The 15,030-nt window shown below is 67.9% G+C and carries 16 protein-coding genes; 9 read left to right on the forward strand and 7 right to left on the reverse strand.

The window, feature by feature from the left end; all coding sequences use genetic code 11:
- Positions 1 to 40 precede the first annotated feature (40 nt).
- On the forward strand, positions 41 to 787 hold the full coding sequence (locus FCI23_RS13005; RefSeq protein ID WP_136723668.1) for a DsbA family protein: 747 nt from the start codon (positions 41 to 43) through the stop codon (positions 785 to 787).
- A 61-nt stretch (positions 788 to 848) separates the two neighbouring features.
- On the opposite strand, the gene FCI23_RS13010 is transcribed toward FCI23_RS13005, so the two are convergent.
- Positions 849 to 3,098 carry a (Fe-S)-binding protein gene (locus tag FCI23_RS13010; RefSeq protein ID WP_136723669.1) on the reverse strand — a complete coding sequence of 750 codons (2,250 nt, stop codon included), beginning with the start codon at positions 3,096 to 3,098 and terminating at the stop codon, positions 849 to 851.
- Between the two features lie 497 nt (positions 3,099 to 3,595).
- Here FCI23_RS13010 and dnaK point away from each other — a divergent pair, with 497 nt between their 5' ends.
- From dnaK to FCI23_RS13035, 5 genes are all read left to right on the forward strand, one after another.
- Positions 3,596 to 5,446: a molecular chaperone DnaK gene (dnaK, locus tag FCI23_RS13015; protein WP_136723670.1), complete on the forward strand. Its 1,851-nt coding sequence runs from the start codon at positions 3,596 to 3,598 to the stop codon at positions 5,444 to 5,446.
- The gene (grpE, locus tag FCI23_RS13020; RefSeq protein WP_136723671.1) at positions 5,443 to 6,090 is read left to right on the forward strand and encodes a nucleotide exchange factor GrpE; all 648 of its coding nucleotides are present in this window, start codon (positions 5,443 to 5,445) and stop codon (positions 6,088 to 6,090) included. The genes dnaK and grpE overlap by 4 nt, the downstream gene beginning before the upstream one ends.
- Before the next feature lie 48 nt (positions 6,091 to 6,138).
- Positions 6,139 to 7,320 (forward strand): molecular chaperone DnaJ, encoded by a 1,182-nt coding sequence (dnaJ, locus tag FCI23_RS13025; RefSeq protein WP_136723672.1) that lies wholly within the window; start codon positions 6,139 to 6,141, stop codon positions 7,318 to 7,320.
- A gap of 1 nt (position 7,321) precedes the next feature.
- Positions 7,322 to 7,777: a heat shock protein transcriptional repressor HspR gene (locus tag FCI23_RS13030; protein WP_136723673.1), complete on the forward strand. Its 456-nt coding sequence runs from the start codon at positions 7,322 to 7,324 to the stop codon at positions 7,775 to 7,777.
- Positions 7,778 to 8,258: 481 nt separating this feature from the next.
- A complete protein-coding gene (locus tag FCI23_RS13035) occupies positions 8,259 to 8,900 on the forward strand; it encodes a Uma2 family endonuclease (protein ID WP_136723674.1) in 642 nt (213 codons plus the stop codon).
- A 35-nt stretch (positions 8,901 to 8,935) separates the two neighbouring features.
- Here the strand turns inward: FCI23_RS13035 and FCI23_RS13040 are convergent, their stop codons facing one another.
- On the reverse strand, positions 8,936 to 9,274 hold the full coding sequence (locus tag FCI23_RS13040) for an ATP-binding protein (RefSeq protein WP_136723675.1): 339 nt from the start codon (positions 9,272 to 9,274) through the stop codon (positions 8,936 to 8,938).
- Between the two features lie 23 nt (positions 9,275 to 9,297).
- On the opposite strand from FCI23_RS13040, the gene FCI23_RS13045 reads away from it, so the two are divergent.
- Both FCI23_RS13045 and FCI23_RS13050 read left to right on the forward strand, forming a co-directional pair.
- The gene (locus FCI23_RS13045; RefSeq protein ID WP_246143676.1) at positions 9,298 to 9,567 is read left to right on the forward strand and encodes a Scr1 family TA system antitoxin-like transcriptional regulator; all 270 of its coding nucleotides are present in this window, start codon (positions 9,298 to 9,300) and stop codon (positions 9,565 to 9,567) included.
- A gap of 9 nt (positions 9,568 to 9,576) precedes the next feature.
- On the forward strand, positions 9,577 to 9,774 hold the full coding sequence (locus FCI23_RS13050; RefSeq protein ID WP_322973827.1) for a DUF397 domain-containing protein: 198 nt from the start codon (positions 9,577 to 9,579) through the stop codon (positions 9,772 to 9,774).
- 85 nt (positions 9,775 to 9,859) lie between these two features.
- Here the strand turns inward: FCI23_RS13050 and FCI23_RS59480 are convergent, their stop codons facing one another.
- The 5 genes from FCI23_RS59480 to FCI23_RS13070 all read right to left on the reverse strand — a co-directional run bounded on the left by FCI23_RS59480 (position 9,860) and on the right by FCI23_RS13070 (position 12,142).
- Positions 9,860 to 10,591 carry a DUF2637 domain-containing protein gene (locus FCI23_RS59480; RefSeq protein WP_246143677.1) on the reverse strand — a complete coding sequence of 244 codons (732 nt, stop codon included), beginning with the start codon at positions 10,589 to 10,591 and terminating at the stop codon, positions 9,860 to 9,862.
- 63 nt (positions 10,592 to 10,654) lie between these two features.
- Entirely contained in the window at positions 10,655 to 10,870 is a 216-nt protein-coding gene (locus FCI23_RS13060; protein WP_169316786.1) for a hypothetical protein, read from the reverse strand.
- A 358-nt stretch (positions 10,871 to 11,228) separates the two neighbouring features.
- Entirely contained in the window at positions 11,229 to 11,645 is a 417-nt protein-coding gene (locus tag FCI23_RS13065) for a pyridoxamine 5'-phosphate oxidase family protein (RefSeq protein ID WP_136723677.1), read from the reverse strand.
- A 46-nt stretch (positions 11,646 to 11,691) separates the two neighbouring features.
- The gene (locus FCI23_RS56360) at positions 11,692 to 11,829 is read right to left on the reverse strand and encodes a hypothetical protein (protein ID WP_169316787.1); all 138 of its coding nucleotides are present in this window, start codon (positions 11,827 to 11,829) and stop codon (positions 11,692 to 11,694) included.
- Positions 11,830 to 11,950: 121 nt separating this feature from the next.
- Complete coding sequence (locus FCI23_RS13070; protein WP_136723678.1) at positions 11,951 to 12,142, reverse strand: hypothetical protein; 192 nt, start codon at positions 12,140 to 12,142, stop codon at positions 11,951 to 11,953.
- A 183-nt stretch (positions 12,143 to 12,325) separates the two neighbouring features.
- Here FCI23_RS13070 and FCI23_RS64605 point away from each other — a divergent pair, with 183 nt between their 5' ends.
- On the forward strand, positions 12,326 to 14,980 hold the full coding sequence (locus FCI23_RS64605; RefSeq protein WP_136723679.1) for an ATP-dependent Clp protease ATP-binding subunit: 2,655 nt from the start codon (positions 12,326 to 12,328) through the stop codon (positions 14,978 to 14,980).
- Positions 14,981 to 15,030 lie beyond the last annotated feature (50 nt).

Raw genomic sequence — 15,030 nt, forward strand, 5'->3', positions numbered from 1 at the left:
CTAACGTTCCCTGGACAAGCAACCCGAAGGGACCCGGTTCATGCCTGTACGAACTGCTGGCCGCGCTGTGGCAGTCGCTGCGACCGCCACGTTGCTCACGCTCTCCGTGACGGCGTGCGGGGCGTTGACCACGTCCTCCAATTCCGCTGCCTCGGCGTCGCCGTCCTCGTCCGCCGCTTCGGCCACGGCGGTGGATCCCGCGGTGCTGGCCGCCCTGCCGGCGCGTCTGGAGGCGGACGGCACGACGATTACGGTGGGTGACCCGGCCGTGAAGAACGTGATCCACGTTTATGAGGACCCGCGCTGCCCCATCTGCAAGCGCTTCGAGGCGGCGGCGGCCGGACAGCTCGCGACGCTAGCCAAGGCCGGCAAGATCAAGATCCAGTACACGCTCGCCTCCTTCCTCGACCAGAATCTGCACGGCAACGGCTCGAAGAAGGCCGCCAACGCACTGCGCGCGGCCCTGGAGCAGGGCAAGTTCCCCTCGTACCACGCGGTGCTCTACGAGAACCAGCCCGAGGAAACGGTCGACGGCTTCAACGACGCCTCCCTGCTGAAGCTGGCCGGCACGGTCGGCGGGCTGCGCGGTACCGCCTTCGACACGGCGGTGAAAACCCAGAAGTACGGGGACTTCGTGACGAAGTCGGAGCAGGCGTTCGTGACGAGCGGGGCGTCGGGCACACCGACCGTGAAGATCAACGGCAAGCTGCTGGAATCGGCCGACTTGCAGAAGCTGTTCGAGTCGACGACGTTCGCGGCGCTGCTCAAGGCGAAGGGCATCGGCTGACGGCCGCAACAAACGGGTACGGCCTACGCCTTCGCGTAGGCCGTACCCGTTTGTTGCCGAGCTACTGAGCCGCCGCGGGCTCCGGGTCCGGATCCGGCACGGAGGCGGTCTTGACCGACTCCAGGAGCAGCTGTGATACGTCGACGACCTTGAGGCTCTCCTTGGCCTTGCCCTCGTTCTTCCTGCCGTTGACGGAGTCCGAGAGCATCACCAGGCAGAACGGGCAGGCGGTGGAGACGATGTCCGGGTTGAGCGACAGCGCCTCGTCCACGCGCTCATTGTTGATGCGCTTGCCGATCCGCTCCTCCATCCACATACGCGCGCCGCCCGCGCCGCAGCAGAAGCCGCGCTCCTTGTGGCGGTGCATCTCCTCGTTGCGCAGCCCCGGCACCTTGGCGATGATCTCGCGGGGCGGTGTGTAGATCTTGTTGTGGCGGCCCAGGTAGCAGGGGTCGTGGTACGTGATCAGACCCTCGACCGGTGTGATCGGGACGAGCTTGCCATCGTCGACCAGGCTCTGGAGCAGCTGAGTGTGGTGGATGACTTCGTACTGGCCGCCCAGCTGCGGGTACTCGTTCGCGATGGTGTTGAAGCAGTGCGGGCAGGTCGCGACGATCTTCTTCTCGGACTTCGGGAGCTTGGTGCTCGCGTCCTCGTCATCCTCGCCGAACGCCATATTCAGCATGGCGACGTTTTCCTGCCCCAGCTGCTGGAAGAGGAATTCGTTGCCCAGGCGGCGGGCGGAGTCACCGGTGCAGTTCTCCTCGCCACCCATGATCGCGAACTTCACGCCCGCGATGTGCAGCAGCTCGGCGAACGCCTTCGTGGTCTTCTTGGCGCGGTCCTCCAGGGAGCCGGCGCAGCCGACCCAGTAGAGGTACTCGACCTCGGTGAGGTCCTCGATGTCCTCGCCGACGATCGGGACCTCGAAGTCGACCTCTTTGACCCACGCCAGGCGCTGCTTCTTGGGCAGGCCCCAGGGGTTGCCCTTCTTCTCCAGGTTCTTGAGCATCGTGCCCGCCTCACTCGGGAACGACGACTCGATCATCACCTGATAGCGGCGCATGTCGACGATGTGGTCGATGTGCTCGATGTCCACCGGGCACTGCTCGACGCAGGCGCCACATGTGGTGCAGGACCACAGGACATCCGGGTCGATGATCCCGTTCTCCTCCAGAGTGCCGATGAGCGGGCGCTCGGCCTCCGCGAGCGCCGCGGCGGGCACTCCGGCGAGCTGCTCCGCTGTGGCCTTCTCCTCGCCCTCGGCGTCCTTGCCGCCGCCCGCCAGCAGATACGGCGCCTTGGCGTGCGCGTGGTCGCGCAGCGACATGATCAGCAGCTTGGGTGAGAGCGGCTTGCCGGTGTTCCAGGCCGGGCACTGCGACTGGCAGCGCCCGCACTCGGTGCAGGTGGAGAAGTCGAGGATGCCCTTCCACGAGAAGTGTTCGATCTGCGAGACGCCGAACTGGTCGTCCTCGCCGGGATCCTCGAAGTCGATCGGCACCCCGCCGCTGGTCATCGGCTGCAGCGCGCCGAGCGCGGTCGCGCCGCTCTCCTCGCGCTTGAACCAGATGTTGGGGAAGGCCAGGAAGCGGTGCCAGGCGATGCTCATGTCGATGTTGACGCCGACCGTGATTGCCCAGGTCATCGTCACCCCGAGCTTGATCATCGCGGTGAGGTAGACCAGGTTCTGCAGCGTCCCGGTGCTCAGGCCGTTGAACGCCGCCACCAACGGGTACGAGGCGAAGTACGCGGCATCGTAGTGGTGCACACCGTGCAGCGCGCCCTCCAGCCCCCGCAGGGTGAGGATGGCGGCGCCGATCACCAGGATCACGTACTCGACGAAGTACGCCTGCCAAGCCGTCGACCCCGCGAACCGCGATTTGCGGCCCGCGCGGGAGGGCAGGTTCATCAGCCGGATCGCGATCAGTACGAGGATGCCGATGGTCGTCGCCAGCGCGATGAACTCGGTGTAGAGCTCGTACGGCAGCCAGTCGCCCAGCACCGGCAGCGTCCAGTCGGCCTTGAACAGCTGGCCGTACGCCGTGATGATCGTCAGCCCGAGGGTCAGGAAGCCGACGGCCACGAACCAGTGCGCCACGCCGATGATGCCCCACTGGTTCATCCTGGTGTGGCCGACGAACTCTTTCGCGAGCGTCTTGGTGCGCTGCACCGGATTCCCGGTACGGGTCCCCTCCGGGGTGGGTGCACCCAGCCTTACGAACTGGTAGATCTGCACGACGGCGCGGCTGATGAGCGCAACGCCCACCGCGGTGAGGACCAGCGACACGATGATCGCGGCGAGTTGCATTTTGGGGCTCCTCGGACCTGCGAGCGGTTCTTACTAAGCAGTAACTTATGTGTTCTTCCTGAGATTACCCGGGATCCCCGGGTGCATGAAGCCGCCCTGCCGGTGATCTGCGTCGCCCTCGCCGGGCTGGCCGGTGCGGTGCGGTGCCGGGTGGCCCGGCGCGGGCCTTGCTGGTTCCGTCCAGTCTGCCGTGGTTGCCGCTTTGTCCTCAAACGCCGGACGGGCTGGGTTTGTCCGGCCGGACCGGCGCGGCGGGGTGTCCGGCTGTTGGTGTGCCGGTTCCGCGCCTCCTCTGCCGGTGCGACGGTTGCGCCCCCAGCGGTAGCTGGGGGAGGAACCGCTACCCCGGCGCGGGGCGCCAACCTGCGGAAACGCACCGTATGCGCGAGCTGAGGGCGAAGAGTTGAGCCTGCGTCACTCAGGTCCTTTGACAGCGGCAGCGCCATCGTGCACTCTTGAGTCAGTTCCACTCAAGTAGGCAGTTGGAGGACTCCACCATGGCACGTGCGGTCGGCATCGACCTGGGCACGACTAACTCCGTCGTCAGCGTTCTAGAAGGCGGCGAGCCCACCGTCATCACCAACGCAGAGGGCGCCAGGACCACGCCGTCCGTCGTCGCCTTCGCAAAGAACGGCGAGGTGCTGGTAGGCGAGGTCGCGAAGCGCCAGGCAGTTACCAACGTCGACAGGACCGTCCGGTCGGTCAAGCGCCACATGGGCACCGACTGGAAGATCAACGTTGACGGCAAGGACTTCAACCCGCAGCAGATGAGCGCCTTCATCCTGCAGAAGCTGAAGCGTGACGCCGAGGCGTACCTGGGCGAGAAGGTCCAGGACGCGGTCATCACCGTCCCGGCGTACTTCAACGACTCGGAGCGGCAGGCCACCAAGGAGGCCGGTGAGATCGCGGGCCTCAATGTGCTGCGTATCGTCAATGAGCCGACCGCCGCGGCGCTCGCGTACGGCCTGGACAAGGACGACCAGACGATCCTGGTCTTCGACCTCGGTGGTGGCACCTTCGACGTGTCGCTGCTCGAGATCGGTGACGGCGTTGTCGAGGTGAAGGCCACCAATGGTGACAACCACCTCGGTGGTGACGACTGGGACCAGCGCGTCGTCGACTACCTCGTGAAGCAGTTCCACGCCGGCCACGGCGTCGACCTCTCCAAGGACAAGATGGCGCTTCAGCGCCTCCGTGAGGCCGCCGAGAAGGCGAAGATCGAGCTGTCCTCGTCCACCGAGACCTCGATCAACCTGCCGTACATCACGGCATCGGCCGAAGGCCCGCTGCACCTGGACGAGAAGCTCACCCGGGCCCAGTTCCAGCAGCTCACCGCGGATCTGCTGGAGCGCTGCAAGAACCCGTTCAACAACGTCATCAAGGACGCCGGCATCGCGCTGTCCGAGATCGACCACGTGGTCCTGGTCGGCGGCTCGACCCGGATGCCCGCCGTCGCCGAGCTGGTCAAGCAGCTCACCGGCGGCCGTGACGCCAACAAGGGCGTGAACCCGGACGAGGTCGTCGCCATCGGCGCCGCGCTGCAGGCCGGTGTCCTGAAGGGCGAGGTCAAGGACGTACTGCTGCTCGACGTCACCCCGCTGTCCCTGGGTATCGAGACCAAGGGCGGCATCATGACGAAGCTCATCGAGCGCAATACCACGATCCCGACCAAGCGCTCGGAGATCTTCACCACGGCCGAGGACAACCAGCCGTCCGTGCAGATCCAGGTCTACCAGGGCGAGCGCGAGATCGCGGCGTACAACAAGAAGCTCGGCATGTTCGAGCTGACCGGCCTGCCGCCGGCCCCGCGTGGCGTCCCGCAGATCGAGGTCACCTTCGACATCGACGCGAACGGCATCATGCACGTCGGTGCCAAGGACCTCGGCACCGGCAAGGAGCAGCGGATGACCGTCACCGGCGGCTCCGCGCTGCCGAAGGACGACATCGACCGCATGATGCGCGAGGCCGAGCAGTACGCGGACGAGGACCACAAGCGCCGCGAGGCCGCCGAGACCCGCAACCAGGCGGAGCAGCTCGTCTACCAGACCGAGAAGTTCATCGCCGACAACGAGGACAAGGTCCCGGGCGACGTCAAGGCCGAGGTCGAGGTCACCATCGCGGACCTCAAGGAGAAGCTCAAGGGCGAGGATGTCGCCGCGATCCGCGAGGCCACCGAGAAGGTCGCGGCCACCAGCCAGAAGCTGGGCCAGGCGCTCTACGCCAACGCTCAGGCCGAGGGTGGCGCCACCCCGCCCGGCGCGGGTCCCGAGGGTGCGCACGCCGCCGCCGATGACGACGTTGTGGACGCCGAGATCGTCGACGAGGACAAGAAGGATGGTGCCGCGTGACGGAGGAGACCCCGGGCTTTGAACCAGAGCCTGACGTCCCTTCCGAAGCCGCGGAATCTTCTCAGAACGACGCGGCGCAGGGCGCCGGGTCCGCCGATCAGGCGGGCCCGGCGGCCCCGGCCGGGGACGCGAACGCCATCACTGCCCTCCAGGCGCAGCTGGACCAGGTCCGCAGCGCGCTCAACGAGCGCACCGCAGACCTCCAGCGGCTCCAGGCGGAGTACCAGAACTACCGGCGCCGGGTGGAGCGGGACCGTATCGCGGTCCGCGAGATCGCGATCGCCAATCTGCTCACCGAGCTCCTTCCGGTGCTTGACGACATCGGCCGGGCCCGCGACCACAACGAGCTGATCGGCGGTTTCAAGTCGGTCGGCGAGTCGCTGGAGAATTCCGTCGCCAAGCTGGGCCTCCAGCAGTTCGGCAAGGAGGGCGAGCCCTTCGACCCGCTGGTGCACGAGGCTCTGATGCACAGTTACTCGCCGGATGTCACTCAAACCACGTGCGTGCAGATCCTTCAGCCGGGGTACCGCATCGGTGAGCGTACGATCCGCCCCGCGAGGGTCGCGGTCGCCGAGCCCCAGCCGGGCGCGACGGGTAAGGACGGGTCCGACGAGGAGAACGGTGGCCCAGCGGAACAGGGCTGACACAGCAGCAGTGAACAACGCACGACAGAGGAAGGAGGGACGTCGGGGATGAGCCTGAGCAGGGACTTGTTGGAGAAGGACCTCTACAAAACCCTCGGCGTCCCGAAGGACGCGACCGAGGCGGAGATCAAGAAGGCGTACCGGAAGCTCGCCCGCGAGTTCCACCCGGACGCCAACAAGGGTGACGCCAAGGCCGAGGAGCGCTTCAAGGAGATCTCCGAGGCGAATGACGTCCTCTCCGACGCCAAGCGCCGCAAGGAGTACGACGAGGGCCGCGCCCTCTTCGGCAACGGCGGCTTCAGGGGCCCGGGCGGCCCTGGGGGCCCCGGCGGCCCTGGCGGCTTCGACTTCGGCGACCTCTTCGGCGGCACCCAGCCCGGTGGAGGCGGCGGCTTCGGCGGCGGCCTCGGGGATGTCTTCGGCGGCCTCTTCAACCGTGGCGGCGGCGCCGGCACCCGTGTCCAGCCGCGCCGCGGCCAGGACATCGAGTCGGAGGTGACGCTCAGCTTCACCGAAGCCGTCGACGGCGCCACCGTGCCCCTGCGGATGTCCAGCCAGGCCCCCTGCAAGGCCTGCTCCGGCACCGGTGACAAGAACGGCACCCCTCGCGTCTGCCCCACCTGCGTCGGCACCGGCCAGGTCTCGCGCGGCGGCGGCGGTGGCTTCTCGCTCACCGACCCCTGCGTCGACTGCAAGGGCCGCGGCCTCATCGCCCAGGACCCTTGCGACATCTGCAAGGGCAGCGGCCGGGCCCGTTCCTCCCGCACCATGCAGGTCCGTATCCCCGCCGGTGTCACCGACAGCCAGCGGATCCGGTTGCGCGGCAAGGGCGCCCCCGGTGAGCGCGGCGGTCCGAATGGCGATCTGTACGTCGTCGTCCATGTCGACGCCCACCCGGTCTTCGGCCGCAAGGGCGACAACCTCACTGTCAGCGTTCCCGTCTCCTATCCGGAGGCGGCCCTCGGCGGCGACATCAAGGTCCCCACCCTCGGCGGCCCCCCGGTCACCCTCAAACTGCCCCCCGGCACCCCCAACGGGCGCACCCTGCGTGCCCGCGGCAAGGGCGCCGTCCGTAAGGACGGCAGCCGGGGCGATCTCCTCGTCACCATAGAGGTCGCGGTTCCGGCCAATATCGAAGGCAAGGCGCTGGATGCCCTTGAGGCCTACCGCGAAGCCACGGCAGACTTCGATCCGCGTGCTGAGCTCTTCAAGGCCGCGAAGGGAGCATGACATGGACGGATTGCGCGGCGGACGGGGTCGCAACCCCTATGAACTGACCGAGGAATCCCCGGTCTATGTCATCTCGGTAGCGGCCCAGCTCTCCGGGCTCCACCCGCAGACCCTCCGTCAGTACGACCGCCTCGGCCTTGTCTCCCCCGATCGCACCCCCGGCCGTGGCCGTCGCTACTCCGCCCGTGACATCGAGCTGCTCCGCGCAGTCCAGCGGCTCTCCCAGGACGAGGGCATCAACCTCGCCGGTATCAAGCGCATCATCGAGCTGGAAAACCAGGTCGCGGCTCTCCAGGCCCGTGTCGCCGAGCTCGCGGCCGCCGTCGACGGCGCCGCCATCGCGATGCAGCAGCGCGAGGCCGCCGTCCACGCCTCCTACCGCCGTGACCTCGTCCCCTACCAGGACGCACAGCAGGCCAGCGCCCTGGTGGTCTGGCGCCCCAAGCGCCCCGAGTAGCCGTCAGCCCGACCGGCCCAGCCGATCGCAGCCCGGCCTGGGCGACGTCATAGCCACCCCCGCTCGCGGGCCATGCGCGCCGCCGTACATCACCCCCCACTCGGGGCCGCACCTTCCCCCGTTCCCGGTACGGGGCACATCCCACCCCCCCGCACCGCCTCGAACCCCCGGCGTACTCGCGCCGCAGGCCATTGACGCCAATCACGCTCTCGGCCCCGCCACCGCTTCTGTCCATGGCTCCAGGCTGTCCCGGTTCCGGCGGGCCGGTTGGTGCGGGCTGTCATGAGTTCCGATGACAAATGTCAGGGCGCGTGGGCGTGCGTCGTGGCGCGCGCCTGGGCGCGGAAACCTTCCTGCTTCACCTTTTCGGGTTGTGAGGGCGCTTCTGCGCAGCTCATCGCACATTTGGCTGCGTAGCGTGACCGTGTCGCTTGTGCCGTAAGGGCACGTACGCCCACACTTGAGGAGGAGGTGCTGCGCCATGACCGCTCTCGCCCACGAGGCCCCGACGACGGAGGTGCCCGAGGCCATGCCCCCAACCGAGCTAGACGAGGCCCTCTGGCAGGCGTGGAAAACCCTGGAACTCCCCGAGGGTTTCCATGCCGAGATTGTCGAGGGGTTCATCGAGGTGTCGCCTACCGGACGCTTGGAGCACGGCCAGATCGTCAACCGTCTGCGCCGGACGCTGGAGAAGTATCTGGAGAGCAGCGGAGAATACGCCGCCCACCAGGACGTCAACGTTATCCGCGAACTGAAGTCGTGGATTCCTGACCTGTTCGTCGCGCCCGAGGATCTGACGGAAATCGCTACCGACGACGGCTTGGGCGTTGCCGCTTCTGGTGTCAAACTCATCGTCGAGGTCGTTTCCCCCGGGCACGAGAACGAGCAGCGCGACCGCGTCCGCAAGCGTCGTGCCTACGCCGGCGCGGGCATCCCCGTCTACGTCCTCATCGACGACTACGACAATCACGGCACTGTCACCATCCTGAGCTCCCCCTCCCCGGATGAGGAGATCTACGCCGCCGAATCCCGCACCCCGTACGGCACCGAGGTCCAGATCCCCGAAGGCCCCGCCAAGGGCTTCGCGATCACCAAAGCCGTCACTGGCCCGCCTCGGGGCTGAAGCAGGGGCCCGGCAATGGGGCCACCTGATTCCGGTCAGCCGCTGCCGGGCGTGGCGGCGAGCTCGAACCAGATGGCTTTGCCCGGTCCGGGCCCGTGGTGGCAGACACCCCAGTCGGTTGCGAACCCGGCCATGAGCGCCAGGCCCCGGCCGGTTTCCTCGTCGTAGGCGCTGGTCCGCGCGGCGGGTGCGCCAGGGGCCTCGTTGTGTACGAGGACGCGGAGGGTGCCGCAGGTCTGCGGCTGCTCGCTGTACTCGCCGAAGACGGTGAGCGGGATGGCGCAGTCGCTGCCCCGGCAGGCGTTGACGGCGTTGGTGACCGCCTCGGACGTCAGCAGCACGGCGGTGTCGGTGAGTTCGGGGCGAGGCGGCACGGCTCCCCAACGTCACCGTCCAAGTGTTCCCGTTCGAGGCGGGCGCCTACTCCGCCTTCAGCCGCTCCTTCGGCATCTTCGGCGGCGGCATGCCCGAGCTGGACACGGTGAACCTCGAACACCCTCTGAACTCGGTGTTCTTGCGGGATGGCGTACACATTGATGAGTACGCGAAGATGTTTGAACGGCTGGCCGAACTGGCGCTCGCTCCCGTCGATCCGGAAGCCACACCGGAGTCCCACGACTCCCGCGACTCGTTGAGTCTCATCCAGCACGTCATGTACAGCCTGTAGGAGGAAGAGATGATGTCCCAGCTCGTGTGGCGGAAGTCCTCGTTCAGTGGAGGCGGCAACGGCGACTGTATAGAGATCGCCACCGGTCCCGACGGGCTCATACACATCCGGGAAAGCGATGCCCCCGACGTAGTCGCTGTCACCACCCCCGCCAAGTGGGGCGCGTTCGTCAAGGGCATCCGGGCCGGGGAGTTCGACCACCTGTGAGGCCGGTGCCCGCCGCAGGGCCCCATCAGGCCAGGGTTCGGGACCTGGTCCTGATGGCGTCCCTCTGCCGGTCTGCTCGTCGGGATCAGCGGACCTTGCTGGGCGGGGACGAGGTCGCGGCGGCGTGGCGGGCTCGTTGGGTGGTGCTGAACTGCCTGACGAGTTGGTGGAACGAGACGACCGCCGTGAGCTGGGGCAATCCGGCGATGATCAAAGCGGTCACGGCCGGGGTCGCGTGGACGACGGACAGGGCTACGGCAATGCAGGAGAAGGCAACAACCACGGCCCAGGAATGTGCCGCGCCACGCCGCTCACGAGCGCCCCGCAGAATCGACAGGCTGGCCACGAGCCAGGGCCCGTAGACCATCAAGGGCCAGAGTGCGGCGAAAACGTGCGGCAGGCGGGTGGCCGCCAGATCCTGTAGTGGATCGAAGGTGAACATCCAGCCCAGCACACTCACTGCGAGGACGGTCAGGGCGGTCACCGCCCCGAACAGTGGGCTGATGAGTTGCGCCCACGGGGGGTTCTTCAAACGCACTTTGCGGCGCCGCGGGCGGACCGGCCGGCCTGAAACGGGTGGGCACGGATCGTCGCCGGAGTGCGTTCCGGGGTCATCCGGAATCCGGGGGGAGGGAATGAGGCCGGCTGCGACCTGCCAGTCGGGGAGGGTGTCCACATCGTCCGGGATCTGCGTGTTCCAGCCGGGTGGCACCTGCTCGATGTACACGTCGCTCGGCAGGTAGGCGAATGCCTGCGGATTCGTGGTGAATTCGCTGGGCGCCGCGTGGGGATAGAAGAATTGCTGGCTGTCATGCACGCCGCGTGCCCCTGGGGAGAATGTTGACGGCTGGACCGGACGCTTGGGTTCTTACGACGGCGATCATGCGCAATCCGGTGTCCTGTCGCAGTCGGAGCGCCGGGTGAATTCGTCCTCGATCTGCCGGATCGTCTGAAAGAAGTCGGCCACGAGGCGAGAGCAGTGCGCGAGCAGGACCCGCTCGCTGCCGCGCTGCAGGTAGGCGCCCTTCGTGGGATCGGTACCACTGTCGGAGGGGACGAAAATCCACTGCTCCAGGGCGGGACGGCGGCGGCCCAACGGTGTGTATGTCCACGACGGGCGAAGTTTCGGTGAGGTCATCATCACCCTCGATTAACGAGGCCGCCTTTTACCAGTTGTGCGGCATTCGAGTGTCCTTCCCGCGGATAATCAGATGTCCGGTGTCAACACGGGACACTATTTCCGCCCGCACGAGAGCGTTATCCGTCCCATCTCGCCATCTACCTGTCGGTAATCTAATTGTCAGACCCCTGTCGCACCCTGGATGCATGACGGGGGAGACGCAAGAGCAGACACCGCAGACCGCTGGGCGCCCTCGCGGTGGCTCAGGGCGAGGACACCGTTCGGGGCGGCGGCGGTCGTGGCAACGGCAGGCCTCGACGACGGGCCTGCGGGGCTACGGGAGTTCCGGCGCCCGGCCCATCGCCCGGGTGAGGGCGATCTCGATGACGACCCGGTCGGGGTTGGGGCCGGGCGTGCGGCCGTAGCGCTCCGCGTAGCGGCGTACGGCATCGGCGACGGCGGCCGGGTCCGCGCTGACGGTGGCGGTGCCCTCGAGCGTGGCCCAGTAGCCGCCGTCGACCTGGCAGACGGCGACCTGTGCCCCTTCCGGCCCGGCGGCGAGGATGTGGGCGACCTTGCGGCTGCCCTTGTTGGTGATGATGCGGGCGAGCCCGGCGTCCGGGTCGTAGGTCACACCCACCGGTACGACGTGCGGGGAACCGTCGGGCCGGTGGGTGGTGAGAGTGCACAGGTGGTACGTGCGCCAGAAGGCCAGGTAGGCGGGGCCGGGATCGCGGGGGTTGATCGCCATGCGCCAACCGTAGCCCGCCTGGACATGGCCCCGGAAGTTGCCGGGCCTACTGGGCAGGCCGGGTGCCCCTGGTGATCCAGCCCACGAGTTCGGACTCGTTGCCGGCCGCGTCGACTGCGGAGAGCATGTAGTACTTGCTCTTTCCAGGGGCGACGGCGGTGTCCCCGTAGTTGACGTCCGTCACCGATCGGTGGCGGCGTCGGTGATGGGCGGATACGTGAACGCCACGTTGGCTGCCCTTCCACGCGGCGAAGTCGACGCGGAGGCCGCCCTGGGCCTCTAAAGGTGAAGGGGTCGCCGGTGCCCTAGTTCTCGTTGATGAGTGTGTCGCAGGCGGTTTTCTTGGGGTCGCCCTTGAGGGTGTTGTTGGCGTAGAACTTCGCCGTCCGGACGCCGGTGCCGCATCCGGTCGCCGCGTGCGCGGTGGTGGCGGTGGCGGGGAGAGCGAGCGCGTTGACGGCGGCCACCGCTAAGGCGGTGGTTATGTTTTTGAGCATGACAATGACCCTCCCTGAACAGGGATCTTGGCGGAGCCGTAAAAATCTTGCAAAGGGGTTCGCGGAAGCCATGCGCGGAAGCCTGACGCCTGGTCATCCGGCCTTGAGTGGAATAGACTCAACTTGCCTCATGTTGGAAACGGCAGGTTTGTGCTGGCCGATCAAGGAGGAGGACCTGCGGACGTGGACGCCGAGCTGACCAACAAGAGCCGGGAAGCATTGAACGCCGCCAACGCGAGTGCGGTGGCGGCGGGACACCCGGATCTGACCCCCGCGCATCTGCTGCTCGCGCTGTTGGGCAGCGAAGAGAACGACAACGTCCTGGATCTGCTGGCCGCGGCCGGCGCCGATCCGGCAGTGGTGCGGGCCGCGGCGGAGAAGCTCCTGGCGGCGCAGCCCAGCGTCCAGGGCTCGACAGTGGCGCCGCCACAGGTGAACCGGGATCTGCTGGCGGTCCTGGCGGAGGCGTCGCAGCGGGCCAAGGAGCTGGGCGACGCATATGTGTCGACCGAGCACCTACTGATCGCCATTACTGCCAAGGGCGGTCCGGCGGGAGATCTGCTGGCGCAGTACGGTGCCACTGACAAGAAGTTGCAGGACGCATTCGAGAAGATCCGGGGAGGGCGGCGCGTGACGACTCCGGACCCGGAGGGCACGTACAAGGCGCTGGAGAAGTACGGCACCGATTTCACGGCGGCGGCCCGCGAGGGCAAGCTCGACCCGGTGATCGGCCGGGACAATGAGATCCGCCGCGTCATCCAGGTGCTGTCCCGGCGTACGAAGAACAACCCGGTGCTGATCGGCGAGCCGGGTGTCGGCAAGACGGCGGTCGTGGAAGGCCTCGCCCAGCGCATCGTGAAGGGCGACGTCCCGGAGAGCCTGCGCAATAAGCGCCTGGTCTCCCTCGACCTGGGCGCGATGGTGGCGGGCGCGAAGTACCGGGGCGAGTTCGAGGAACGGCTGAAGGCGGTGCTGGCCGAGATCAAGGACAGCGACGGCCGGGTGATCACCTTTATCGACGAGCTGCACACGGTGGTCGGGGCCGGCGCCGGCGGCGATTCCGCCATGGACGCCGGGAACATGCTCAAGCCGATGCTGGCGCGCGGCGAGCTGCGCATGGTGGGCGCGACGACGCTCGATGAATACCGCGAGCGGATCGAGAAGGACGCCGCCCTGGAGCGCCGCTTCCAGCAGGTGCTGGTCGCCGAGCCGACCGTCGAGGACACGGTGGCCATCCTGCGCGGCCTGAAGGGGCGGTACGAGGCGCACCACAAGGTGCAGATCGCGGACTCGGCACTGGTGGCGGCCGCCCAGCTGTCCGACCGTTACATCACCTCCCGCTTCCTGCCCGACAAGGCGATCGACCTGGTCGACGAGGCGGCCTCGCGGCTCCAGATGGAGATCGACTCCTCACCGGTCGAGATCGACGAACTCCAGCGCGCCGTCGACCGGCTGCGTATGGAGGAGGAGTCGCTGCTGGCCACCGAGGCCAGTGAGAGCGAGCGCGGCTTCCTCAAGAAGAAGCGCGACCCGGAGGAGGCCCTCTCCGACGACGCCCGCGAGCGCCTGGAGCGGCTCCGCAAGGACCGCGCCGAGAAGGAGGAGGCCCTGCGCGGCCTCTCCGCCCGCTGGGCGAAGGAGAAGGCGCTGCACACCCGGGTCGGCGAGCTGAAGAAGCGGCTGGACGAGCTGGAGACCGAGCGTGAGCTCGCCGAGCTCAAGGCCCCGGAGACCGGCGACTGGGTGACCCCCGGCAAGATCCGCACCGAGCTGGTCCCGGCCGCCGAGAAGGAGCTGGTCGAGGCCCTGGCGGCGCAGCAGGAGCTGGAGGGCATGGTCGGCGAGGAGGTCGGCCCGGACGACATCGCGGATGTCGTCGCGGCCTGGACCGGCATCCCGGCCGGGCGGCTGCTCCAGGGCGAGACCCAGAAGCTGCTCCGGATGGAGGAGGAGCTGGGCAAGCGGCTGATCGGCCAGGGCCAGGCGGTGCGGTCCGTGTCGGACGCGGTGCGCAGGTCCCGGTCCGGGATCGCGGACCCGGACCGCCCCACGGGCTCGTTCCTCTTCCTCGGACCGACCGGCGTCGGCAAGACGGAGCTGGCCAAGGCGCTCGCCGACTTCCTCTTCGACGACGAGCGGGCGATGATCCGCATCGACATGAGCGAGTACGGCGAGAAGCACTCCGTCGCCCGCCTGGTCGGTGCCCCGCCCGGCTATGTCGGCTACGAGGAGGGCGGCCAGCTCACCGAGGCGGTGCGCCGGCGCCCGTACAGCGTGGTGCTGCTCGACGAGGTCGAGAAGGCCCACCCCGAGGTCTTCGACGTACTGCTGCAGGTCCTCGACGACGGGCGGCTCACGGACGGTCAGGGCCGGACCGTGGACTTCCGCAACACCATCCTCGTCCTCACCTCCAACCTCGGCAGCCAGTATCTGGTCGACCCGCTGCTCAGCGATGAGGTCAAGAAGGAGAACGTCCTGGAGGCGGTCCGGCAGGCCTTCAAGCCGGAGTTCCTCAACCGGCTGGACGACATCGTCGTCTTCGACGCCCTGCGCAAGGACGAGCTGCGCAGCATCGCCCGGCTGCAGACCGACCGGCTCGCCGCCCGGTTGCGTGACCGGCGGATTACCCTCGATGTCACGGACGGGGCCTTGGACTGGCTCGCCGACGAGGGCAATGATCCGGCGTACGGCGCCCGGCCGCTGCGCCGTCTGGTACAGACGGCGATCGGCGACCGGCTCGCCAAGGAGATCCTCTCCGGTGAGGTCCGGGACGGCGACACGGTCCGCGTGGACCGGTTCGGCGACGGGCTGATCATAGGCCCCGCAGCATCCGAGTGACCTGTGCCCCGGGCGGGGTTGCGACACCCCGCCCGGGATGGGGGAGGATG

It is taken from the genome of Actinacidiphila oryziradicis (genome assembly GCF_005047355.1).
GTDB lineage: Bacteria > Actinomycetota > Actinomycetes > Streptomycetales > Streptomycetaceae > Actinacidiphila > Actinacidiphila oryziradicis.

Coding starts and splice junctions, on each gene's coding strand:
- FCI23_RS13005 (WP_136723668.1), top strand. CDS start 41: ATGCCTGTACGAACTGCTGGCCGCGCTGTGGCAGTCGCTGCGACCGCC.
- FCI23_RS13010 (WP_136723669.1), bottom strand. CDS start 3,098: ATGCAACTCGCCGCGATCATCGTGTCGCTGGTCCTCACCGCGGTGGGC.
- dnaK (WP_136723670.1), top strand. CDS start 3,596: ATGGCACGTGCGGTCGGCATCGACCTGGGCACGACTAACTCCGTCGTC.
- dnaJ (WP_136723672.1), top strand. CDS start 6,139: ATGAGCCTGAGCAGGGACTTGTTGGAGAAGGACCTCTACAAAACCCTC.
- FCI23_RS13030 (WP_136723673.1), top strand. CDS start 7,322: ATGGACGGATTGCGCGGCGGACGGGGTCGCAACCCCTATGAACTGACC.
- FCI23_RS13035 (WP_136723674.1), top strand. CDS start 8,259: ATGACCGCTCTCGCCCACGAGGCCCCGACGACGGAGGTGCCCGAGGCC.
- FCI23_RS13050 (WP_322973827.1), top strand. CDS start 9,577: ATGATGTCCCAGCTCGTGTGGCGGAAGTCCTCGTTCAGTGGAGGCGGC.
- FCI23_RS13065 (WP_136723677.1), bottom strand. CDS start 11,645: ATGGCGATCAACCCCCGCGATCCCGGCCCCGCCTACCTGGCCTTCTGG.
- FCI23_RS13070 (WP_136723678.1), bottom strand. CDS start 12,142: ATGCTCAAAAACATAACCACCGCCTTAGCGGTGGCCGCCGTCAACGCG.